This window comes from Mycolicibacterium wolinskyi str. Jessa 2025 (genome assembly GCF_049241375.1).
Lineage (GTDB): Bacteria > Actinomycetota > Actinomycetes > Mycobacteriales > Mycobacteriaceae > Mycobacterium > Mycobacterium wolinskyi.
Map to the genome: position 1 here is coordinate 43857 of NZ_CP185960.1, position 21556 is coordinate 65412.

20 protein-coding genes are annotated in these 21556 nt (G+C 66.2%); 15 read left to right on the top strand and 5 right to left on the bottom strand.

Translation table 11 applies throughout. The features are described from left to right. Nucleotides 1-152: 152 nt before the first annotated feature. From ccrA to ACOI2T_RS00270, 8 genes are all read left to right on the top strand, one after another. Nucleotides 153-1433 carry a crotonyl-CoA carboxylase/reductase gene (gene ccrA, locus ACOI2T_RS00235; RefSeq protein ID WP_409504006.1) on the top strand — a complete coding sequence of 427 codons (1281 nt, stop codon included), beginning with the start codon at nt 153-155 and terminating at the stop codon, nt 1431-1433. Between the two features lie 36 nt (nt 1434-1469). Further along, nucleotides 1470-2453: an NADPH:quinone oxidoreductase family protein gene (locus ACOI2T_RS00240; RefSeq protein ID WP_409504007.1), complete on the top strand. Its 984-nt coding sequence runs from the start codon at nt 1470-1472 to the stop codon at nt 2451-2453. 79 nt (nt 2454-2532) lie between these two features. Further along, nucleotides 2533-2808, top strand: coding sequence for a DUF3311 domain-containing protein (locus ACOI2T_RS00245; RefSeq protein ID WP_067853556.1), 276 nt, complete (start codon nt 2533-2535; stop codon nt 2806-2808). Continuing rightward, nucleotides 2805-4406 (top strand): monocarboxylate uptake permease MctP, encoded by a 1602-nt coding sequence (gene mctP / locus ACOI2T_RS00250; RefSeq protein ID WP_409504008.1) that lies wholly within the window; start codon nt 2805-2807, stop codon nt 4404-4406. Before ACOI2T_RS00245 ends, mctP begins: the two co-directional genes overlap by 4 nt. A 20-nt stretch (nt 4407-4426) precedes the next feature. Next, nucleotides 4427-5239, top strand: coding sequence for an enoyl-CoA hydratase/isomerase family protein (locus tag ACOI2T_RS00255; protein ID WP_409504009.1), 813 nt, complete (start codon nt 4427-4429; stop codon nt 5237-5239). Continuing rightward, the gene (locus ACOI2T_RS00260; protein WP_409504010.1) at nt 5236-7326 is read left to right on the top strand and encodes an acetate--CoA ligase family protein; all 2091 of its coding nucleotides are present in this window, start codon (nt 5236-5238) and stop codon (nt 7324-7326) included. The genes ACOI2T_RS00255 and ACOI2T_RS00260 overlap by 4 nt, the downstream gene beginning before the upstream one ends. An 86-nt stretch (nt 7327-7412) precedes the next feature. After that, on the top strand, nt 7413-8570 hold the full coding sequence (locus tag ACOI2T_RS00265; RefSeq protein ID WP_409504011.1) for an MFS transporter: 1158 nt from the start codon (nt 7413-7415) through the stop codon (nt 8568-8570). Nucleotides 8571-8614: 44 nt separating this feature from the next. Continuing rightward, a complete protein-coding gene (locus ACOI2T_RS00270) occupies nt 8615-9010 on the top strand; it encodes a MaoC family dehydratase (RefSeq protein WP_409504012.1) in 396 nt (131 codons plus the stop codon). Nucleotides 9011-9034: 24 nt separating this feature from the next. Here ACOI2T_RS00270 and ACOI2T_RS00275 read toward each other — a convergent pair whose 3' ends face one another. Beyond that, nucleotides 9035-9955: a LysR family transcriptional regulator gene (locus tag ACOI2T_RS00275; protein ID WP_409504013.1), complete on the bottom strand. Its 921-nt coding sequence runs from the start codon at nt 9953-9955 to the stop codon at nt 9035-9037. 175 nt (nt 9956-10130) lie between these two features. Here ACOI2T_RS00275 and ACOI2T_RS00280 point away from each other — a divergent pair, with 175 nt between their 5' ends. The 6 genes from ACOI2T_RS00280 to ACOI2T_RS00305 are packed head-to-tail and all read left to right on the top strand — an operon-like array spanning nt 10131 to nt 16773. After that, nucleotides 10131-11291: a CaiB/BaiF CoA transferase family protein gene (locus ACOI2T_RS00280; protein ID WP_409504014.1), complete on the top strand. Its 1161-nt coding sequence runs from the start codon at nt 10131-10133 to the stop codon at nt 11289-11291. Between the two features lie 2 nt (nt 11292-11293). After that, nucleotides 11294-12409, top strand: coding sequence for a zinc-binding dehydrogenase (locus ACOI2T_RS00285; protein WP_409504015.1), 1116 nt, complete (start codon nt 11294-11296; stop codon nt 12407-12409). A gap of 28 nt (nt 12410-12437) precedes the next feature. Further along, a complete protein-coding gene (locus tag ACOI2T_RS00290; protein WP_409504016.1) occupies nt 12438-13925 on the top strand; it encodes an aldehyde dehydrogenase family protein in 1488 nt (495 codons plus the stop codon). A 16-nt stretch (nt 13926-13941) separates the two neighbouring features. Further along, the gene (locus ACOI2T_RS00295) at nt 13942-14421 is read left to right on the top strand and encodes a hypothetical protein (protein ID WP_409504017.1); all 480 of its coding nucleotides are present in this window, start codon (nt 13942-13944) and stop codon (nt 14419-14421) included. Continuing rightward, nucleotides 14418-15800, top strand: a complete 1383-nt coding sequence (locus tag ACOI2T_RS00300; RefSeq protein WP_085144742.1) for a tripartite tricarboxylate transporter permease — start codon at nt 14418-14420, stop codon at nt 15798-15800. The genes ACOI2T_RS00295 and ACOI2T_RS00300 overlap by 4 nt, the downstream gene beginning before the upstream one ends. Nucleotides 15801-15804: 4 nt before the next feature. Next, nucleotides 15805-16773, top strand: coding sequence for a hydroxymethylglutaryl-CoA lyase (locus ACOI2T_RS00305; protein WP_409504018.1), 969 nt, complete (start codon nt 15805-15807; stop codon nt 16771-16773). On the opposite strand, the gene ACOI2T_RS00310 is transcribed toward ACOI2T_RS00305, so the two are convergent. From ACOI2T_RS00310 to ACOI2T_RS00325, 4 genes are all read right to left on the bottom strand, one after another. Next, the gene (locus ACOI2T_RS00310; protein WP_409504019.1) at nt 16757-17662 is read right to left on the bottom strand and encodes a DUF732 domain-containing protein; all 906 of its coding nucleotides are present in this window, start codon (nt 17660-17662) and stop codon (nt 16757-16759) included. The two genes, ACOI2T_RS00305 and ACOI2T_RS00310, sit on opposite strands and share 17 nt — an antisense overlap. Nucleotides 17663-17744: 82 nt before the next feature. Then, nucleotides 17745-18545 (bottom strand): carbon-nitrogen hydrolase family protein, encoded by an 801-nt coding sequence (locus tag ACOI2T_RS00315; protein WP_409504221.1) that lies wholly within the window; start codon nt 18543-18545, stop codon nt 17745-17747. Nucleotides 18546-18547: 2 nt separating this feature from the next. Further along, nucleotides 18548-19900, bottom strand: a complete 1353-nt coding sequence (locus ACOI2T_RS00320; RefSeq protein WP_067853577.1) for an MFS transporter — start codon at nt 19898-19900, stop codon at nt 18548-18550. Further along, nucleotides 19897-20652 (bottom strand): HpcH/HpaI aldolase family protein, encoded by a 756-nt coding sequence (locus ACOI2T_RS00325; RefSeq protein ID WP_067853580.1) that lies wholly within the window; start codon nt 20650-20652, stop codon nt 19897-19899. The genes ACOI2T_RS00320 and ACOI2T_RS00325 overlap by 4 nt, the downstream gene beginning before the upstream one ends. Nucleotides 20653-20834: 182 nt before the next feature. Between ACOI2T_RS00325 and ACOI2T_RS00330 the strand changes: the two genes are divergently transcribed. Next, nucleotides 20835-21515 (top strand): GntR family transcriptional regulator, encoded by a 681-nt coding sequence (locus ACOI2T_RS00330; protein ID WP_409504020.1) that lies wholly within the window; start codon nt 20835-20837, stop codon nt 21513-21515. Nucleotides 21516-21556 lie beyond the last annotated feature (41 nt).

Below are 21556 nucleotides of genomic sequence, written 5' to 3' on the forward strand. Positions count from 1 at the left end.
GTGCAGATATGCAGAGCCCTCCGCCGTATTGGTCATTGCTCACATTCGACCGGTAAATGAGACTCGGAACACACAGGCAGTGAGCATGGGCCCGCCAGGACTCATCGGCCAAATAGTTCGATAGATCTACAACTATAGAAATAGGAGTGTCAGTGACCGACCTGATCGACCGAGCACCGGTGTCCGATTCCTCGATCGACGTCGTCGACATCGGAGAGTTGCCCCCGCTGGGTGTGGTGCCGAAAAAGATGCATGCGGAGGTCGTTCGGCCGGACCGATATGGCGATCCCGCGACAGCCTTCGCACACGAGGTCGTCGACACCCCGACTCTGGGCGCCGGCGAAGTGCTCGTCGCGGTCATGGCCGCGGGGGTCAACTACAACAATGTCTGGGCAGCGCGAGGCTATCCCGTGGATCAAGTCGCGACCCGGCAACGACGCGGCGAGACCGAGGATTTCCATATCGGCGGATCCGACGCGTCGGGCATTGTCTACGCGGTCGGCCCCGGCGTCGACTCCGTGGACATCGGTGACGAAGTGGTCGTGCATCCAGGCGTTTGGGACGCCGATGACCGTTGGGTCGCAGCCGGGCGTGATCCGATGATCGCGCCGAGCGCAAAGATCTGGGGATACGACACGAACTACGGTTCGTTCGGCCAGTTCGCGCGTGCACAGGCACACCAGATCTTGCCGAAAGCGCCGCATCTCAGTTGGGCGGAGGCCGCGGCGCCGACATTGGTCGGCACGACTGCCTACCGCATGCTCCACGGCTGGGCCGGCAACACGATCGCCCCAGACGACCTGGTACTGGTCTGGGGCGGCTCCGGCGGCCTTGGCACACAGGCTAGTCAGCTCGTGCGCGCTGCAGGCGGGCGCGCCATCGCGGTTGTCTCCGACGACGACCGCGGCGCGTTCGCCATGAAGTACGGCGCGATCGGCTACATCAACCGCCGCGAGTTCGACCATTGGGGAATCCCGCCCCTGGTCGACGATGTGGCCGGTCAGAAGGCGTGGACGGCGAGCGCCCGGGCATTCGGCAAGCGGATCTGGGAGATCGCCGGCAGCCGGCAAGATCCGGCGATCGTGTTCGAACACCCAGGCGGCGCAACCATTCCGACGAGCGTGTTCGTCTGCCAGCCCGGCGGCATGGTGGTGGTGTGCGCCGGAACGACCGGTTTCGATGCCATGGTCGACCTGCGCTACCACTGGACCCGTCAGAAGCGCCTGCAGGGTTCGCACGGCACGAATGATGAACAGGCGATCGCCTACAACCAGATGGTTGTCGACGGCGTGATCGATCCTTGTGTCGGCCGGGTCCTGCCGATGGCAGACATCGCCCGGTCGCACGCCCAGATGGGCAGGGGCGAAGAGGTTTTCGGCAACACCGTGCACCTCGTCGGCGCGTCCACGCCGGACGACGGTCGCCGTAGCTGAATCTGAGCCCGAGTCGAGCCCGAGAGGTGATAGCAGATGGCAGGCGCCTGGACGGTGCGTGAACACGGTGAACCTGGCGCGGTTCTGCGGTGGGAGACGATGCCCGATCCGCAACCGGGCACCGGCCAGGTTCGCGTGCGGGTGGCGGCCACATCGTGCAACTTCGCCGACGTGCTGCTCTGCCGCGGCGAATATCAGCAGAAGCCGGCCATGCCGTTCACCCCAGGACTCGAGCTGTGCGGCATTGTCGACGAGGTGGGTGCCGGCGTCGCTGAAGATCTCCTCGGGTGCCGCGTGGTGGGACAGCCGGTTCTGCCGCACGGCGGCTACGCCGAGCTGGCGATCCTGGATGCCCCTGACGCCGTTGCCGTGCCGGAGCAGCTCGGTGATGCCGAGGCTGCGACCATGCACCTGACCTACCTCACGGCTTGGCTCGGGCTGCATCGCCGGGCGGCGGTCCGCACCGGTGACGTCGTCGTGGTCACCGCCGCGGCGGGCGGGGTGGGGTCCGCAGCTGTCCAACTCGCTCGTGCGGCAGGTGCGACGGTTATCGGAATCGCTTCTGGGCCGGAGAAATTGGCAACTGTGGCAGAAATCGGCGCGGACGTAGCCATCGACGGGGCCCAGGAGGATGTGGTCGCGCGGGTGCGAGAGGTCGCACCCGGCGGCGCCGACATCGTCTTCGACCCGGTCGGCGGGAACGCGTATGAATCGGCCACCAAGTACATCGCGTTCGAGGGCACGATCGTCGTGGTGGGCTTTGCGAGCGGGACGATTCCGCAACCAAGGCTCAATCACGCGTTCGTGAAGAACTACACGATCGCGGGTCTGCACTGGACGCTGTACCGACGACACAATCCGGCGCTCATCCAGCGGGCGCAAACGGAGCTTTTCGAGCTCGCGGCCGCAGGCCGGATCACGCCGCTGATCACCCAGCGGCTGGAAATGGCGGACGTGCCCGCCGCTCTCGACGCACTTGCCGTCGGAAAAACTCGGGGCAAGACCGTGATTCGACGCTGACGGCACACGAGTGTCGCCATCCGCAAGAGCATTGTCAGTCAACCGCAAAGTTCATTGGTCCTCACATTGGAGTGTCGACATGACCAGTACCCGGTCGGTGGAGAATCCGCCGGACGATTCACCAGCTCGCCGGCCGTTGTCCTGGCCGAAGCGGATCGTGTGTGCCTTACTCATCGGGGTGCCGGTGGTATTGGCGTTGGCAGTGCCGTTTTACCAGCGCACCGAGCCGACTCTCGGTGGCATTCCATTCTTCTACTGGTTCCAGATGGCAATGGCGGTCGCCGCCGCCTGCGGATGCGGGGCCAGTTACTTCATCGCGTTCCGGCACGAACCCGAAGGTGGGCATGAGCAATGAGTTTCAACGGCGTCACCTTCACGGTGTTCCTCATCCTCATCATGCTTGTCACCGGCATGGGTTTCATCGCGAGCAGATGGCGCCGCGCCAACAATCTGAACCACCTCGATGAGTGGGCACTAGGCGGGCGCGGCTTCGGTGGCTTCGTCACCTGGTTCCTGCTCGGCGGCGACCTCTACTCGGCGTACACGCTGATCGCCGTGCCCGCGGCGATCTACAGCATCGGCGCATTCGGCTTCTATGCGGTACCCAACGCCGTCGTGCTGTACTCCCTCGGCTTCCTGTTTCTGCCGAAACTTGTTCGCCTCGCTCACGAGAAGGGTTACGTCACCCTTACGGACTTCGTCAACGACCGATTCAAGTCGCCGACTCTCGGGCTGGCCATCACTGTGACGGGCCTGCTGGCCACCCTGCCCTACCTGGCGCTCCAATTGATCGGTCTGGAGGTGATCTTTGCTTCCATGGGACTCAATTTCGGCCCTCAGGCGAGCTGGTTCCTCAACCACCTTCCGCTGTTCGTCGCGTTCGGTGTGCTTGCGGCCTACACATACTCGTCAGGTATCCGGGCGCCGGCATTGATCGCGTTTCTCAAGGACGGCCTCACCTACGTCGTCGTCATCGTGGCGATCATCGTGATACCGATCAAGCTCGGTGGCTTCGACAACATCTTCGCGGATGCGGGCCAAGCGATCGCGGCCCGCAACAACTCGACCGACCCGCAGGCCGCTGCGATCAGCGTCAACGCGAGTGTCTACATGACGCTCGCGCTCGGCTCCGGTATGGCGTTCTTCCTGTATCCGCACGCGATCACCGGCGTGTTCGCCGCCCGCGGTGCACGGACCGTGCGACGAAATATGTCGGTGTTACCGATGTACACCGTCTTGCTCGGCCTCGTGGCACTGCTGGGCATGATGGCACTGGCGGCCGGCATCACTCCGCTGAACGGCAATCCGCAGTTCGCCGTGCCGCAGTTGCTGATCGAGATGTTCCCGTCCTGGTTCGTCGGCGTCGCCTTTGCCGCGATCGCGATGAGTGCGCTGGTGCCCGCTGCCATCATGGCCATCGGTGCAGGAAACCTGGTGAGCCGAAACATCATTCGTCAGTACTCGCGGAGCGCGGTGTCGACCTACCGTGAGACCCAAATGTCGAAGATCGTGTCGGTGCTGATCAAGGTGGGCGCACTCGTGTTCGTCCTGACGCTCGACAGTCAGTTCGCGTTGAATTTCCAGCTGCTGGGCGGTATCTGGATCCTGCAAACCATTCCGACGGTCCTGCTCGGCCTTTTCACGGTGCGCTTCGCAGACAAGCGCGCGCTGCTCGCCGGATGGGCTGTCGGCATCGCGTACGGAACCATTGCCGCCTACAACGTGTCATCGCCCACCGCCGACCACTTCGGCGGGTCGACTGCCGTGCCGTTCTTCCTGTCTTCGCCGATGTACATCGCGATCTCCGCGCTGATCCTCAACCTCGTCGTGACGATCGTGTGGAGCATGAGCGCGACAGTCCTGAAACGCGATCAGCGGCAGTCAGGCACCACCACATCCCCGCCCAGCACCGAATGCAGCGACGAGGACGCCACTTTGACCGCGCCTGCCTGACAACTGCCGAAGGAGACCTCATGACCGCCACCATCGAACGGGCCGATCACGGCCGGGTACGGATACTCACAATCAGTAATCCGGCCAAACGCAACGCCTTCAGCGGGGATATGGCACCGCGCCTGCGGGCATTGCTACTCGAAGCCGACCAAGACCCTGCCGTGCGTTGCATCATCGTCACCGGGGACCGCGACGTGTTCTCCTCGGGGCACGATCTGCAAGAAGTACTCGAAAACCCGGAGACGGCAGGTGATCCGGAGGCCAATGCGGCATTCACCCTGCCCGCCGAGCTGGGCACTCCGGTCATCGGCGCGGTGAACGGAGCCGCGTACGCGGCAGGCTTCATCCTGGCACTCAACTGCGACATCAGAATCGCCGGCGACAACGCCCGGTTCTGCGCGGTCGGCGCACGAATCGGCTTGGTACCAGTGGGCGGTCAACTCAGCCGCCTGCTCGACGTGGTGGCTTATCCGGAGGCGATGAGGATGCTCGCCACCGCAGCCCCGGTCGACGCCGAGGCCGCGCTGCGGTCCGGCTTCGTCAGCGAGATATGCGAGCCGGCGCAGACTCTGGAGCGCGCATTGGCGCTCGGACAACAGATTTCCGAGGTGTCACCTGCAGTGGTACGAGCGATCAAGACCGGTTTACGGGTCACGCTGCGCGAAGGGCTCCCGGCAGGCACAGCGCTCGAACCGCACCTGGCGGCCGTCGTCCGAGAGTTGCCCGACGGTGACGAAGGCGTGCGGTCGTTTCTGGAGAAGCGACCGCCGGCCTATCCGGATGCACCGAGCGATCTGCAGGACAAGCTCGACAAGGCGGGGGCGCATCGATGAGCACGCGACTTCGTGAGGACACCGTCCGTGACCTTGCGATCCGCTACGGAGTCGCGGCCAACGCCGTCACGTTCGCGCCGACTGCCGAAGAAGCCGATCGAGTTGCCCGCGCGATCGGGCGCCCGGTGGCTATCAAGCTCGTCGCCGATGACGTCGTACACAAGAGCAAGGCAGGAGGTGTCCTTCTCGCGGTCGAGCCCCACGAGGTCTACGCCCGCACACACAAGCTGCTGTCGCAGCAACGCGCCAACGGCGCGCTCGTGCGGGGCGTAACGGTGGAAGCGATGGTCGACAGCGGCATCGAAGCGGTCGTCGGTGGTCTGCGTGCCCCCGGATTCGGGCCGGTGGTGATGTTCGGGCACGGCGGTGTCGACATCGAGACGCTTGACGATGTCACGTTCGCACTCGCGCCGATCGATCCGACGCAGGCCCGGCGAATGATCTCGGATACGCGCCTGGGCCGAATCATCGAGAAGCGGTTTCCGGAGCGGGTCGACGATGTCGTGGCCATGCTCATGGCCGTCGGCGGCCCGGGCGGAATGCTGCTCGGTGAAGCCATCACCGAGATTGACTTCAATCCGGTTGTCGTCACGGCCGAGCGCATCGTCGCCGTGGACGCACGCGCTTCCGCAGTCGAAACCACCGATGAGCGCGCCGGTGACGTCCCTGATCCGGCAGCCGCGTACGAGGCGTTGCGTCCGGCGATCTATCCCCGGTCGGTCGCCGTCGTCGGCGCCTCGGCAGACGAACGCAAGATGGGGTACCGCGCGGTCCGCGGGCTGGTCGACTTCGGATATCCGGGACGTCTCCTGCCGGTGAGCGCCAAGAACGACAGCGTGTGTGGTGTGCCCACCGTGGCCAGTGTCGCCGAACTCCCTCGCGGCGTGGACCGAGCCGTTGTCGCCGTCCCCGCCTCCGCGGTTCCGGCAACCCTGCGGGCGCTGGCCGACCAGGGCACGCGCAGCGCCCACGTGTACACCGCGGACACCGACCCGCTCGATGAGCTGGTCGCCGGAACGGGACTACGGGTGCTCGGCCCGAACTGCATCGGCCATTACACCGCCCATGAACGCATCACCATGATCGGAACGGCGGCATCCAACAGCACGCCAGGTCATCTGGCGGTGGTGTCGCAGTCGGGTACCTACGCCGGCGATGTCGTGCGTCGCGGCACCGAGTTGGGCGTGCGGTTCAGCTTCGTCAGCTCCGTCGGCAACTGCGATGACGTCAGTCCTGCCGAACTGCTGGCGTTCTGCGAGGCAGATCCACGCACGCACGCTGTCGCGTTCTACCTTGAGGACGATCGCTGGGCCGGGCAGTTCTTCCGGCTCGCTCGGACCATGACCAAGCCCGTCGTGCTGTTCAAGGGTGGACGTACTGCCGCGGGCGGCGCGGCTGCCGCATCTCATACGGGGGCGCTGGCCAGCGTTCCGCAGCTGCTCGAGGATGCCGCGCGCCAGGCCGGTGTCCTGCTCGTCGACGACCTCGACGAGTTGATGGACATCCTCACCCTCTTGCAGTTCGTGCCGAGCCTCTACGGGGACAACCTGGCGCTCGTCGGCAGCGGTGGCGGTGTCGCGGTGGTGGGCTCCGACCGGGCGGATCGATGGGGTATGCGCATGGCGCCGTTCTCCGAGACGACTCGTGGCAGGTTGCGGGTTTTCGAGGCGCCCGGCACCAGCCTGTCGAATCCTGTCGATATCCCGGTGTGGTCGATGTTCGACGAGACCGGCAGTTTCACCGGGGCCATGATCTCGGCCATCGCCGAAGATGAGTCGATCGACGCGATCTGCGCGTTCCTCGATTTGGGAACGGTCTTCGACATCAAGGCCGCCGAACCCGGCCGAAAGTTGGTGTGGGCGTTGGCCGAGGGGTTCGTCAACGCCGAACGCGGGCAGACCCCGCTCGTGCTGGTTCTTCGCAGCGGCTTCGACAGCAACCAGGATGACTTGGTTCGTCAGCTCCGGCCGGTCGCCGCGGCAGCCGGTGTGGCGATGTTCGACTCGGCGGACAGGGCGATCGATGCGTTGGGCGGTCTGCGATGGCTGACGCGACGGGGGAAAAGGGCCCAAGGCAGCCGGTCGTGAACCGGCACCCCGTCTCGCCGCCCGCTGCGTCCCGGACACTCGAAGTTTCAGGCCAGCGTCCCTCGGTCGCTCTGCTGTTGATCGCCGTGAGCACGTTTCTGGCGATGAGCGTGTGGTTCTCGGCGTCATTCGTCGCGCCCCAGCTTGTCGAATCGTGGCAGTTGTCGACGGCAGGCTCGTCGTTGTTGACCATCGCCGTACAACTGGGGTTCGTTGTCGGAGCCGTGGCGTCGGCGGCGACCGGCCTGGCCGACGCGGTGGCGCCGCGGCAGTTGATCTGCGTGGGCGCCGTCGGCGCGGCGGCCGCCAACCTGGCGCTGTTGTGGGCCAACGGATTGGTGACCGCGCTGCCGTTGCGATTGCTCACCGGAATTGGCCTGGCCATGATCTATCCGCCTGCGCTCAAGGAAGTTTCGAGCTGGTTTCGCGCCGGGCGCGGCACGGCGCTCGGCGTGATGATCGGCGCGCTCACGCTCGGTTCGGCGCTGCCGCACCTGGTCCGCTCGTTCGGTGACGTGCCCTGGCAGCAGGTGATCGTCGCAACCACGGTGATGACCATGGCCGGCGGGCTGCTCATTCTGCTGCTGCGCGGGCCGGGGCCATACCCATTCCCCAACCGCCCCTTCAGCTTTGCCGCAGCATTCGCCAGTCTGCGCAACAAGGATGTGGCGTTGGCGAACGTCGGCTACATCGGTCACATGTGGGAGCTGTACGCGATGTGGGCATGGGTGGGGGCCTATCTGGCCGCACTCCCCGCGATCGCCGGACGGCAGAACTCACAAGCCACCGCGGCGGCGCTGGCCTTCGTCTGCATCGGCGCCGGTGCTATCGGGTGCCTCGTCGGAGGCCGGCTTTCCGATCGGTTCGGAAGAGCGCAATCTGCACTCATATCGCTGGTGTGCTCGGGTTTGGCTGCGCTGGTACTCAGCCTGCTGGGCACCGGACCGTTGTGGATTGTTGTGCCCTTGTGCGTTTTTTGGGGGTTCTGGGTGATCGCTGATTCCGCTCAGTTCTCCGCACTCGTCACCGAACATGCCGATCCCGTCTACGTCGGTGGCGCGGTGTCGATCCAGCTGGCACTCGGCTACCTCACCACGACCATGAGCGTGTGGCTGGTTCCCGTTCTCGTGCAACGCTGGTCGTGGTCGGCAGCACTTGCTGTACTGGCCGTCGGTCCCGCGGTTGGCGCTACTGCCATGCTGATCCTAGGCCGGTCCCACAAGTCATCTTCGACCACGATCTGAAAGGCACTGTCATGCAAGAGTCTTCGACACGTCGCGTTCCAGCGGTGGGGGAGACCGCGGAGATGTCGCGCACCATCGGTGCGGATGACATCGCCAAGTTCACCGAACTCAGCGGAGACCGCAACCCGATCCACTACGACGAGGCGGCCGCCAAGGCGTCCCGATTCGGCGAGATCGTCGTCCAGGGTGGGGTCACCAGCGCGATACTGAATGCCGTTGTCGCGGAGAAGCTTCCAGGACCGGGAACGGTCTTCTTGAACGTCAACTGGAACTTCAGGGCGCCCGTCCGGCCGGGCGACACCATCACCGGCCGGGTGGAGGTTACGGCCGCGCGCACTGACAAACCGATAACAGAACTCGTCACGACGGTGACACGCGACGACGGAACACTCGTGCTCGACGGGACCGCAGTCTGCTACACGATGGATCTGGGTGGCTGACTCGTCGCAGCTTGCCTGCCGAAGTCAGCTGATGGAGGCCCGTAGCGCATCGGCGACATAGCGGGCGGCAGGCGACCGGGAGCGCCCCGGCACATAGGCGAGCCCGAGATCGCGGTCGACTGTCGGTTCGATCAATTCGGCTGTCCCGAGGCCGGCAAAAGACATCAGTGGCAACACCATTGCGGGTGCCGCGGAGACACCGAGACCGGCGGCGACGAGACCGGCGATCACCGCGATGTTCTGGGCCTCAAAAGTCTGCTTGGGGCGGATGTGCAGACGCTCGAACGTAGCGTCGGTCAGCACCCGCAGGCTGCTGGCTTCACCGAAGGTCACGAACGGCTCGTCGGCGAGCTCCCGCCAAGCGACCTGCCTGCGACCGTGGAAGGCATGGTCGGCGCGGAACACCACGTGGAACCGATCCTTGGCCAGCGGAGAGAATGCGACATCGGCGGGCAATCCGTCATCGACGGTGATGGCGAAATCGACCCGTCCGGCGAGCAGCTGTTCGGTGGCGACGTGCGCGAGCGTGTCGACGATGTCTATCACGATGCCCGGGGACTCGACTTTGAGGTCGGCGACGAGCGACGGCAACATCGTCGCGGCGATCGACGGCAGCGCCGCCACGCGCACGACACCGCCGAGGCCGTCGCGGAACAACGTGAACTCGCGCAGGCCGCGTTGATAGTCGGACACCATCGAGGTGCCGATGCGGATCAATTCAGCACCGACCGCGGTCGGCTCCACCGATCGGGTGGTCCGCTCGAACAGGCGCGCACCGAGTCGTCGTTCCGCGTCGTTGACGGCGCGGCTCAACGCGCTCTGCGACATGTGCACGGCTTGTGCGGCATCGGTGAACGAGCGCCGTTCGGCGACCTCGAGGATGAGGCGCAGATCGCGCAGGCTGAGGTCGATATCGGAGTCCAAGACCGGCAATTCATGTGTCACACGCAAGAGAGTATGCAAATTAAAGCGTGCGGGCGCATTAATTCGGCTCGTATCGTGACCGGGACCACGCAATGGGTGTGTTGGCGGTCACGCCGCGCGAGCCAGAGGAGACAGCCAGAAGTATGTGCATGACGCGACACAGTTCCCGCCGCTTTGCCCAAGGGCCGGCGTCCTGGTGACTACGTGCTTTCAGCCCCTGGCCGGGGTACGCGTCGTCGACTTCACCCGCGTCCTCGCCGGCCCATACGCGACGATGCTGCTGGCTGAGCTGGGCGCTGACGTCATCAAGATCGAGATGCCCGAGATCGGCGACGAGACGCGCGCCTGGGGCCCGCCCTTCGTGGACCAGACCAGCGCGTACTTCCACGCGATCAACCGCGGTAAGCGCAGTGTCGCAATCGACCTCACGACGGACGAGGGCCGGGCCGCTGTCCACCGCCTCATCGGCACGGCAGAGGTCGTCGTCGAGAATTTCCGCCCGGGAGTCACCGAACGGCTGGGTATCTCGGCGGACGAGGTGCTCGCACGACATCCGTCAATCGTCTACGGCTCGATCACCGGCTTCGGGATCGACGGCCCCATGGCGACCGACGCCGGCACCGAGGTGATCGTCGAGGCGGAGTCGGGGCTGATGAGCATCACCGGCCTGCCCGACGGCGAGCCGGTCCGGTTCGGCGTTGCGATGGTGGATCTCGCGACCGGTGCCTCCCTTGTGAACGGGGTTCTCGCGGCGTTGGTGGAGCGGGGTCGGACGGGCCGAGGACGCCGCATCGATGTGTCCCTCTACGCGACGGCGATCAGCGCGCTCGGAACTGTGATCGCCGGGGTATCCGCCGGCGGCGAAGCGACAAAGGCCTGGGGCAGTGCCCATCCGTCGATCGTTCCGTACCGTGCGTTCGCCGCGGCCGATGGGCACGTGGTACTCGGCGCCACGAACGACGCCATGTACGTCCGGCTCGTCGATGCGCTCGATGCGAGCCATACGCTTGGACAGGAAGCTTGGAGCCGCAACGCCGGCCGAGTCGCGGCCCGCGAACACGTCGATGCCGCACTACAAGACGCCGTCGGACGGCTCACCGTCGACGAGTTGCTGACACGACTGCGGGCGCGCCGGGTGTTGGTCGCGCCAGTTCGGACGCCGGCCGAGGCGGCCCGCAGTGAACAGTCCGCGGCGATGCGACTGATCACCGAGGACGATGGACTGCTGATTGCGCGCTCTCCGCTGGGGCCGACAGGCACCCGCGAACTCGGGCGCGCGCCCGAGCTGGGGGAGCACACCGCGCAGGTGCTGGCAGAGATCGGCGCATGGCGCGACGACGTGAGAGAAGGTGCATGACCATGGTGACCACGCCGATGGGCCGCGCGGCGGTGATGCAGGATTACAAGGCGGACTTCGAGATTCGCGAGTATCCACGGCCCAGAGCGGTGCCGGATGGTCTCGTCGTCGAGATCGACGTCGCCACGGTATGCGGTTCCGACGTTCACGCGTGGCAGGGCAATCTCTCCCTCCCGGTCGAACCGCCGCTGATCCTCGGTCACGAAATGGCAGGCCGGATCGTGGAAGTCGGTGACGGTGCCGATGTCGACAGCGTCGGCCAGCGTCTGCAGGTCGGTGACCGTGTCGTGTGGGCGCATGTGCCGTGCGGCCGCTGCCACGAGTGCACGGTGCTACGCGAGCCGGTGCTGTGCGCCAGCCGCTACATCGCCTACCTAACCAGCTGCGCCGAGACGCCTCACTTCACCGGCACCTTCGCTGAGTACGCGATCGTCCGGCCCGCAGCCGGGCGAGTCCGGATCCCCGATGGAGTCGACTCCGCGTGGGCGTCCGCGGGCAGCTGCGCCCTGCGAACCGTCGTCAAGGCGCTCGACCTCGCCGGCAGGATCGATTGTGCCGACACGGTGGTGGTGCAGGGCGCCGGTCCGCTCGGGCTGTTCGCCACGGCCATGCTCTCGCTGCACGAGCCGCGCAAGCTCGTGGTGGTCGGGGGCCCGGAGGACCGCCTTGCGCTCGCTCGCGAATGGGGCGCCACCGACACCGTTCTCGTCGATCCCGCCGCCGACCCTGCTGCGCGGGTCGCGGAGGTGCGGTCTATCGCGGGCCGAGGTGCGTCGATAGCCTTCGAACTGGCGGGCGCGCCCGGCGTGATGACCGAAGGCGTGCAGATGATGGCGCGCGGTGGACGTTATGTCATGCTCGGCACCCTCGGCGGGCCGCCGCAATCGGTCGACGTGTCGACAATCGTCACGCGCGGCATCTCGGTGATCGGCTCCATGAGTGGCGAGATCGGTGACTACCACACCGCCATGCAGTTTCTCGATCGATATCAGGACCGCTTCGACTGGAGCCGGATGCTCGGCAACGAGTACCGCCTCGACGAACTCGCCCAGGCGATGGCTGCCATGAAGCGCATGGACGAGATCAAACCGATCATCCGTCCCGGCCGCAGCTCCTGACCCCCTGACCCACGACTGGAAGGAACCCATGACTCTCGCCAATCTCGAGGCTCTGCGCGGATCGCTCGACGACCACGGCTCCACCCTGACTGAGCGATTCGCCCTCGACATCGGCGGCGAGCTGCGCGAGCCGACGCACTGGGTCGAGAACATCGACCCGGCAACGGCCGGTGCACTGGCCACAGTCGGCTCGGCCACCGCCGATGAGGTCGACGATGCCGTGTCAGCCGCCTCGCGGGCCGCGCCGGAGTGGGCGGCTCTCGCGCCGAGCCGGCGTGGCACGCTGCTGCGCCGGCTCGCCGATCTGGTGCGGCGTGACGCCGATGTGCTCGCGCGGCTCGAGACCCGTGACACCGGCAAACCGCTGACCCAGGGCCGTGCCGACATCACCGCGGCTGCACGGTATTTCGACTTCTACGGTTCGGTCGTCGAGGGCTTCCTCGGCGACTCCATTCCGCTGGGCCGGGGATCGCTCGCGGTCGTGGAGAACGAGCCCCACGGTGTCACCGGCCATGTGATCCCGTGGAACTATCCCGCACAGATCACCGCGCGTTCGGTCGGCGCTTCGCTCGCTGTCGGCAACGCGACTGTGGTCAAGCCGGCCGACGAGGCACCGCTCGTCGCACTCAGCTATGCGCGTCTCGCGCGAGAAGCCGGCTTTCCGGCCGGTGTGCTCAACGTCGTGCCCGGTGGGGCCGAGGCGGGATCGGCCCTGACCGCGCACCCCCACATCGACCACGTCTCGTTCACCGGCTCGGTCGCCACCGGGCGCATCGTCGCCGTGGCCTGCGCGTCGCGTGGCCGCCCTACGCTGCTTGAGCTGGGCGGTAAATCCGCGCACCTCGTGCTGGAGGGCGCTGACGTGACGCGGGCTGCGCCGGTCATCGCTCGTGCCCTGCTGTTGCACGCCGGCCAAACATGCACCGCCGGCACGCGCGTCATCGTGCATGAATCGCTGCACACTGAGCTTGTCTCGGCACTGGCCCCGTATTTCAACGAAGCGACCATGGGCCACGGCCTCACGGATCCGACTGTCGGGCCCGTCATCTCGGAGCAGCAAGCCAAGCGCGTTCAGGGATTCCTCGAGCGCGCGTTGGCCGCCGGGTCGGTCGTCGCGGGCCGTGCCGCCGAGGCGAGCGGACTCACCGGCTACTTCGTGACGCCAGTGTTGTTCGACGGGGTGGACCAGGACACCGAACTGTTCGCCGAGGAAGTCTTCGGTCCGTTGCTCGCCGTGACCACGGTGTCGTCCGACTCCGAGGCGGTCGACGCTGCGCACAACAGCCGTTACGGCCTCACCGCCGCGGTCTGGTGCCAGGATGTCGACCGGGCGTTGCGGGCGGCCAGAAGCCTCGATGTCGGGCAGGTGTACGTCAACGGGTACGCCCCCGGCGGCGGCGTGGAGCTGCCGTTCGGCGGCACCCGCGACAGCGGCTACGGCCGCGAGAAGGGCGTTGAAGCACTGCGTGAATACTCCAGAACCCGAACACTTTTCGTCGACATCGCCGGCGCCTGAGCGATCTGAGAACAGAATGACACGAGCATCCACTCGGCGTGCAACCGAACGGACCGACGATCTGCACCTTGTCGAGGTCTGGGGAGACACGGTCGACGAGCGCCACGTCAAGATCGCCGTCGCCCTCAGCGTGTTGTTGGCCGTGCCGTCGTTCCTGGGCGCGCGGGCGCTGTTCACCGCCACGATGGACAATCAGGACCTTGCACGCACCTACGCGATGCTCGCCGGTCTGGCGGCCTGTTTGGTCGCGGCCATGATCTCGGCACGGCTCTTCAAGCCGAAGCGCATCGTCACCGAGCGTCAACTCGACCCCGAGGAACAGATCGCCGCAGCGATGGAACTCGCGCAGCTGCCGCTGGGTCTCGGAACCCTCGCGTCCTTGAGCGAGGTCGAGCAGGAGGAGATGCGCCGACTCGGGCTCTACGACGTCTTCGCGGAGGCCGAGCGTCGGCTCGCCGAGAACGCCGGCCGGGCGGAGACGGGACGGACGGCGTGACTCTCCAGGTGCTCGACGGCTTGACCGCCGCGCTTCTCGCCGGCCTGGCCGGCGCTGTCATCTTCTCGTTCCTCGGGCTGGTGTCGGGTACCGATGAGACCGCCACACTGGCGCCGTTGACCCTGGCCGTCGTGTTACTCGGAGTGCCGCCTGCGGGGGTCCTCGCTTTCTTCATCGCCGGAGCCGCGGCAAAGCACATGACGCACGCCGTCCCGACGACGTTGCTCGGCATCCCCGGCGACACCATGGCCATCGCACTGATGGAAGAGGCGAATTACCTTCGCCGTCTGGGCGTTCCACACATCGCGCTGCGCAAGATGATCTCGGCGGCGCTGGTTGCCGCGCTCATCGCGGTGCCCGTCGCCGTCCTGGCCGCTAGCCTGCTGGCGAAAGTGGCCGGCGACCTCAAGCAGATCGTGCCGTACCTGTTCCCGGTCATCGCCATCGTCATCGCCTATCTGTCCCGGGGCCGCTGGGCGTCCGTGCTTGCGCTCGTGCCGCTCACCGCGATGATCACCGGCCTCAACACCTTTGTCGCCGAGCAGACCGGTAAGACCCTGGCCATCAGCTTCTTCGTCGGGTTGGCCATCGGCCCCATGATCATCGATCTCGTCGGTCTCTCCTCACCGCTGACAAGGAAATCGCTTGTCCGGGACCGACGTCCGACGTTCTGGCTCGCTCCGGAGGCGGCCGAGTCAGGTCCCCGCCGGATGCCGAACCCGCTCACGGTGCTCAACCGCAAGGAGACCCGGGATACTGCTGTCGCGGCGACGGCGACTAGCCTGACCTTCGTCGTGAGCCCTCTCGCGATGGCGATCCTCGTGGGCGACATCGTGGGTTCGCGGGTCAAACACGCCTACCAGCGCCTGACGCGAGTCATCTCCGTCCGCAACGGCGTCACCGATTCGACTTACCTTGCCGAGACGCTGATCCCGCTCGTGGCGGTCGGTCTTCCGTTGAGCCCGATCGCGGCGGGGGCCGCCGCGCCACTGTTCAACGCCCCACCGGTCTTCACGGTCGGCGGCGAGGGGCAGGAGATCAACAACCTGCACACGATGCTCACCGCACCGCAGTTCCTGATCTTCAGCCTCGTCGGGGTGATCCTCGCTGGGCTCATCGCCTACCCGCTGACCGTCCGCTACGCCCGTCGGGCAGCACTTTTCGTAGCACGTCGGCTCAGCCACGAGGCCGTCATCGGAGCATTCGCCGGTCTGGTCCTCGTCGTCGCGATGTATGAGGGTGGGTTGTACGGCGTCATCGTGATGCTCACAGTCGGTCTTGTCGGCGGCATCATGAACAAGGTGATCGGCATGCACGTCGGCGTCCAATGCATGGCCTACTACGTGTCGGTGCTGTCCGTGCCGGTGCTGCTCGGGTGATGGCATGACCACTGCGCCGGCCAACCCGCCACCCGGGTTGCCCACAATCCATCCGGAGACCGGTCTGCCGGGGCGAGTCACCGTCTATGAGGTCGGCGCGCGCGACGGACTCCAGGCCGAGCAAGCCGTTGTGCCGACGGCCGAGAAGATCAAGTTCATCGGGCGTCTCAGATCCGCAGGACTGCAGATCGTCGAGGCGACGAGCTTCGTCTCACCCAGGTGGGTGCCCCAGCTTGCCGACGCCGAGGCGGTGCTCGCGGGCCTCGGGCCAGACCTCGCCCCGTACCCCGTGCTGGTGCCGAACCAGCGCGGGCTCGACCGGGCGCTCGACGCCGGTGCTCGCTCGGTCGCGGTATTCGTCAGCGCGACAGAGACTTTCGCACAACGCAATCTCAACATGACCCGGTCCGCGGCGATCGATGCAGCGCTGCAAGTCACAACCGCGGCGCTCGAAAACGGCCTGACGGTCCGCGGATACGTGTCGATGTGCTTCGGCGACCCGTGGGAGGGACACGTCGCACCCGGTGCGGTCGCCGAGGTTTCCGGGTCCCTGATCGACGCCGGCTGCTACCAAGTGTCGTTGGGTGACACGATCGGCGTCGGCACTACCGGCCACGTCGGCCGCATCATCGACGCCCACCTCTCCCTCGGTATTCCGGCCGACACGCTGGCACTGCACTTTCACGACACCTACGGGCAGGCCCTGGCGAACGTCCACGCCGGGCTGCGCGCGGGAATCACGACGTACGACGCGTCTGCCGGTGGCATCGGCGGTTGCCCGTTCGCCGGATCGGCTACCGGCAATCTAGCCACCGAGGACCTGCTGTGGATGCTGACCGGCCTGGGCATCGCAACGGGGGTCGATATGCATGCTGTCGTAGCGGCGGGCGCGGCGATGACCCGCGTGTTGGGTAAGCGCACCCAGTCACGGGTGGCCGCCGCGCTCTCGTGCGACGTCAACCGCCCAGGCTGACCTGAACGCCGCGCGATCTGAGTTGTTCGAAGGTGTAGATGAACTCGCCTCGACGTCCGATGCAGACGACGTAGCGGTCCTGGCCTTCGGTGATCGGGAATTTGAATGAGAACGTGCAGTTGGCGTTGCCGCCCTTGCCCTCCCCGAGGGATGTGGTGGTGAGGATCTCGCCTTTGCCGCTCTTGACGATCACCGGGGTGGTCGGGCCGACGTCGGCGTACCCGTTCGCGCCCTCGCAGGATGATCCGTCGGAGGCGATCGCGTCCGTGCCCGCGGTGTCGATGAGTACGAAAGTGCCCGGAATGGACGCGGTTTCGAGGATGTGGAAGCCATGGGCGAAGTTGGGGCAGAACGCGTCGACGGCGATCTTGTCGGCATGCAGGCCTTGTTGCGGCCCACCGTCCTCGAGTTGACGGCATACCTGCCTGCCGTGCGCGACGGCGTTGGCGTCGGAGTTGAACTGGTCTGTCAGCCCGGCGTCCTTGAGCGACGACAGGTAACGGGCTTCAGGCGGAAGCGGGGATCCGTGATCCGCTCGCAGCAGCACCCACACCACGGCCGCGACGAAGACGAGGACCGCGGTCGCCACGCCCGTTCCGAGCCACGTGTAGCGCAGGCCGGACCGGGCGGGCAATTCGACGTAGTCCGGGAGGAGCTGTCCGCCGACCGGATCGGTCGACTCGGCTTTGCCGTTGCGCACGCGGTTGGTGGGCCGTCCGGCGACGTAATAGCGGCCCTCGTGGCGCGCTGTGGGATCCGGACGCCATCCCGACAGACCGGGGGACGTCTTCGAGGGCCCGCAGCGACCACACGTGCCGTCGGCATCGACGGGCGAGCCGCAGTACGGGCACGGCACCGGTGTCGATCCACGGCGTCTGAACTTCCACATCACCACCGTTATATGCCGGTTTCGCCGCGCGGGCGCGGTGGTTGACGGGATCGGCGCCTACTCAGGTGGCGGGCCGCAGCGGCTACCCGTTGGGCGCAATTGTGAAGCGACGCAGGGAAAGGGCGGGGTTCTTCGCCCTGACCTCGGTGATGCGCTCTGGATCGACCTTCGCGGTCACGGTGCCGACGCGCTCACCCAAACTCGCCAGCACCAGGCCCATCGGGTCGATGATCGCGCTGGCGCCCGAACCCGCCGGTGCACTCTGGTCGGCCGCGGCGACATAGATCGTGTTCTCGATCGCCCTGGCGCGGACGAGCGTCGTCCAGTGGTCTTCCTTGAGCGGTCCGGGAACCCATTCCGCGGGCAGCAGCAACACGTCGGCACCTGCGTCGACGATGCGCCGGGTGACCTCAGGGAAACGCAGGTCGTAGCACGTTTGCATACCGAACGTGATGCCGTCGACGACGAAGGTCTCGGGTCTTTCGACCGAACCCGGCTTCACCATGTCGGATTCCTTGTACCCGAAGGCGTCGTAGAGGTGCAGCTTGCGGTAGCGAGCCTCGATCTCGCCCGCGGGCGAGACGGCAACCAGCGTGTTGAAGATGCGGTTCTCGCCTGCGATCGCTTCATTGATGCCGGCCACCAGGTGCATGCCGTGCTGGACGGCGATCTCTCGCAGACCCGTCACGAAGGGACCGTCGAGACCTTCGGCGGATTCGACGAACCGGTTGTCCATGACGGGCACGGTGAACATCGAGTACTCGGGGAAAGCGAGTACGCGTGCGTTGCTCGCGGCGGCTTCGGCGGTGAACTTGGCGATGCTCCGGAGGTTCTCCGCTTTGTCGGTACCTGGCGCGAACTGGGCTACGGCGATGTCGACCACTGTCATTTCCTTTCCGGGGAGTTCGGTGCGGGCATTCTCTCGATCTTGCCGAGCACCGCTGTGTAGCAGAAGATTCCGCCGAGCAGCACGGCACCGGTCGCGATGAAGGCGCCCGAGAAGGAGCCGGTCGCGTCGACCACCATGCCGGTGACGATCGGAGCCGCGATACCGAGGAGGTTCGCGATGAAGTTGACGATGCCGCCGAGCGAGCCGGTGTAGCCCTGGGGAGAGATGAGCGCGACGATGCTCGCGCCCGCGGGGACGGATACGGCCAGGCCGGCCGCGCCGATCGACAGGAACACGATGGCGACCGCGATCGAGTCGGCGTACGCGGCACCCGTGACCGACAGCGATGCGAGCAGGCTCACGACCAGCACCGTGCGCCGAACCTTGGTGACGTCACCGGTGCGGGCCAACCAACGGTCCATCAGGATGCCCGCGATCAAAAACTGCGCCACGACTGCGACGAGCCACGGAACCATCGTGTAGAGGCCGCCTTTGAGCAGGTTCACCCCGAACTGCTTTTCCAGGTACGCGGGAAGCCAGGTCAACAGCACGTAGTAGGCGTAGGTGTAGGACGCGTAGCCGAGCGCCAGTCCCCAGGTCTTGCGGCGGCGCAGCAGATAGCCGAGGCCGTTGAGTGAGCCGGAGGTCTGGGCGTCCTCGTCTTCGGCGCCGCCCTCCCGGATGAAATCGAACTCGGCCTGTGTCAGCCGCCCCTTGGCAAGCGCCTGCTTCGGCGTCAGGTACAGGAACCACCAGACCAACAGGTACAGCAGCGACAGGACGCCGGTGAAGATGAAGGCCGCGTGCCAGCTGAACGCAGTGACCAGAAAGGCCATGACCGGGATCCCGATCACATTGGACAGCTTCGCGCACCCGTCGAATATCGCTGTGGCGGTTCCTCGTTCCTGTCGGGGGAACCACTGGCCGATGGCCTTCCAGCCGGCCGGGACGGTCGGTGCTTCACCGATACCGAGGACGAGGCGTGCTGCGAGGAGCAGGCCGAGACCGCCGGCAGCCGCCGACGCGAACGACGCGACCGTCCACAAGAATGCCGCGGCCCGGTTCACCCATTTGACGCCGATCTTGTCGATGAACGACCCGATCGGCATCTGCAACATGGCATATGTCCACAGGAATGCCGACGACACCATGCCCATCTGGGAGGCGCTGATGTCGAAGTCCCGCATGATTTCGGGGGCCGCGATCGACAGGTTGACCCGGTCGATGTAGTTGACGAACATGCCGACACCCAGGACGCCTGCGATCGACCAGCGGGCGCGGCCGATACCTGACGACGGTCGGCTTGCGGCCTCGTCCGGCGAGACCGCCCCGGGGATTTGCGCGGTCATCGGCCGGCCCGGATGGCAGCGACCTGCTCGAACGGTGCGGTGAATCCGGCCGCCAACGCGCCGTGTTGCATCATGAGGGCCATCTGATCGGCGCCGTGGGCGACGGCGAACTCCTTTTCCTCTTTGCTCCATGCGGGCAGCACCCAGGGCTTTCCGGCTTCGGCGGCGGCAGCGGCGATGACCGCGAGGTCGGCGAAGTCGCCGTCCTCGCGTGAGTATGCACCGCGGTCCCGCCGCAGCGACAGATCGGACGGGCCGACGAAAACACCGTCGACGGTGTCCAACGCGAGGATCTCGGCGATGTCCTCGATGGCGCCTGCGTCCTCGATCATCGGATAGCAGCGCGTGGTGGTGTCCTGCTCACGAACCCAATCGTCGGTGAAGCCCCCGTAGTTCGACGTGCGACCGCCGGCGAAGCTCCGGTCACCGAGCGGGGGGAACTTGGCGAACGCCGTCACCGCCTTGGCGTGGGCTGCGTTCTCGATGTGGGGGATGACGACCGTGGTGGCGCCGAAGTCGAGTGCCTGCTGAATCGGACCGCGTTCGGGGCCAAGCACTTTCGCGAGAACCTCCATACCGAGGTGGCGCAGGAACGGAATGAATCTCTCGAGATCGGCGAGGTCGAACGCACCGTGCTCGATGTCGAGGACCACGGCTCCGTAGCCGATGCCGCGCGCGATCTCGGCGGCCGCGACGCTCGGATCCGACAACCAGATGGCATTACGACGATCGGCGGGGACGGTGCTCGGCATATGAGTGACTCCTTGTTCGACGAGATGGGCAGAGCGGGGGCGGCGGTGCACCACGACGACGGTGTGATGGCCCACACAGATCTGTAATGCGTCATGTATACACGACGCATTCTTGGAGTGTCCACCGCAGATATGCTGCGTTTCGGCACGCAGGTAGCCTCATGGCCGAGGAAAGGATCTGTATGTCGCCATCGGCGCTGGTCGGTCGGCCAGATGAGCCCACCGCAACCGGACCGGCGCGCGACCGCGTGTACGAGTGGCTGCGGGACGAGATCATCCGCGGCACCCTCCAGGGCGGCATGTTCCTGGACGAGCAGTGGGTGTCCCGCACGATGGGCGTGTCGCGAACTCCGGTGCGTGAAGCGCTTCACCGGCTCGCCGCCGAGAAATTCGTCACGCTGAACCCCCGCAAGGGCGCACAGGTGCGCATGGTGACGGCGCGCGAACTCGAAGAGGTCTATCAGGCCCGACTGTTGATCGAGGGCAACGCGATCAACACGACGTGCGCACGCAACGGCTCTGCCGCAGAAGACATGGCGAACTTCCTCGAACCGATGGAACAGGCTGGGCGGGAACGGGACTGGTTCACCGTGGCCCACCTCGACCGGGAGTTTCACCTGACGTTGGTGCGGGCGGCCGGGAACTCCGTCCTCACCGAGCTGTACGACTCGCTGCGGTCCCGCCAGCAGCGGTTGGCCGTCCGCATGCTGCACGTCGGCCCGCAGCGGCTCGACACGATCAACGCACAGCATCGGGCGCTGGTCGCGGCGCTGGGCAAGTGTGATGCCGCGGAATCGCTGCGCATTCTCCAGGAACACCTGCAGCCGGTGCCCGAGGTCGTGGTGTTGCTACCGGCGCAGTAGCAACGCGTCGAGACCGACGAGATGGTCGCAATCAGGCTCTG

Coding starts and splice junctions, on each gene's coding strand:
- ACOI2T_RS00325 (WP_067853580.1), bottom strand. CDS start 20,652: ATGCCGAGCACCGTCCCCGCCGATCGTCGTAATGCCATCTGGTTGTCG.
- ACOI2T_RS00310 (WP_409504019.1), bottom strand. CDS start 17,662: ATGTGGAAGTTCAGACGCCGTGGATCGACACCGGTGCCGTGCCCGTAC.
- ACOI2T_RS00240 (WP_409504007.1), top strand. CDS start 1,470: ATGGCAGGCGCCTGGACGGTGCGTGAACACGGTGAACCTGGCGCGGTT.
- ACOI2T_RS00320 (WP_067853577.1), bottom strand. CDS start 19,900: ATGACCGCGCAAATCCCCGGGGCGGTCTCGCCGGACGAGGCCGCAAGC.
- ACOI2T_RS00295 (WP_409504017.1), top strand. CDS start 13,942: ATGACACGAGCATCCACTCGGCGTGCAACCGAACGGACCGACGATCTG.
- mctP (WP_409504008.1), top strand. CDS start 2,805: ATGAGTTTCAACGGCGTCACCTTCACGGTGTTCCTCATCCTCATCATG.
- ACOI2T_RS00285 (WP_409504015.1), top strand. CDS start 11,294: ATGGTGACCACGCCGATGGGCCGCGCGGCGGTGATGCAGGATTACAAG.
- ACOI2T_RS00260 (WP_409504010.1), top strand. CDS start 5,236: ATGAGCACGCGACTTCGTGAGGACACCGTCCGTGACCTTGCGATCCGC.
- ACOI2T_RS00330 (WP_409504020.1), top strand. CDS start 20,835: ATGTCGCCATCGGCGCTGGTCGGTCGGCCAGATGAGCCCACCGCAACC.
- ACOI2T_RS00305 (WP_409504018.1), top strand. CDS start 15,805: ATGACCACTGCGCCGGCCAACCCGCCACCCGGGTTGCCCACAATCCAT.
- ACOI2T_RS00255 (WP_409504009.1), top strand. CDS start 4,427: ATGACCGCCACCATCGAACGGGCCGATCACGGCCGGGTACGGATACTC.
- ACOI2T_RS00290 (WP_409504016.1), top strand. CDS start 12,438: ATGACTCTCGCCAATCTCGAGGCTCTGCGCGGATCGCTCGACGACCAC.
- ACOI2T_RS00245 (WP_067853556.1), top strand. CDS start 2,533: ATGACCAGTACCCGGTCGGTGGAGAATCCGCCGGACGATTCACCAGCT.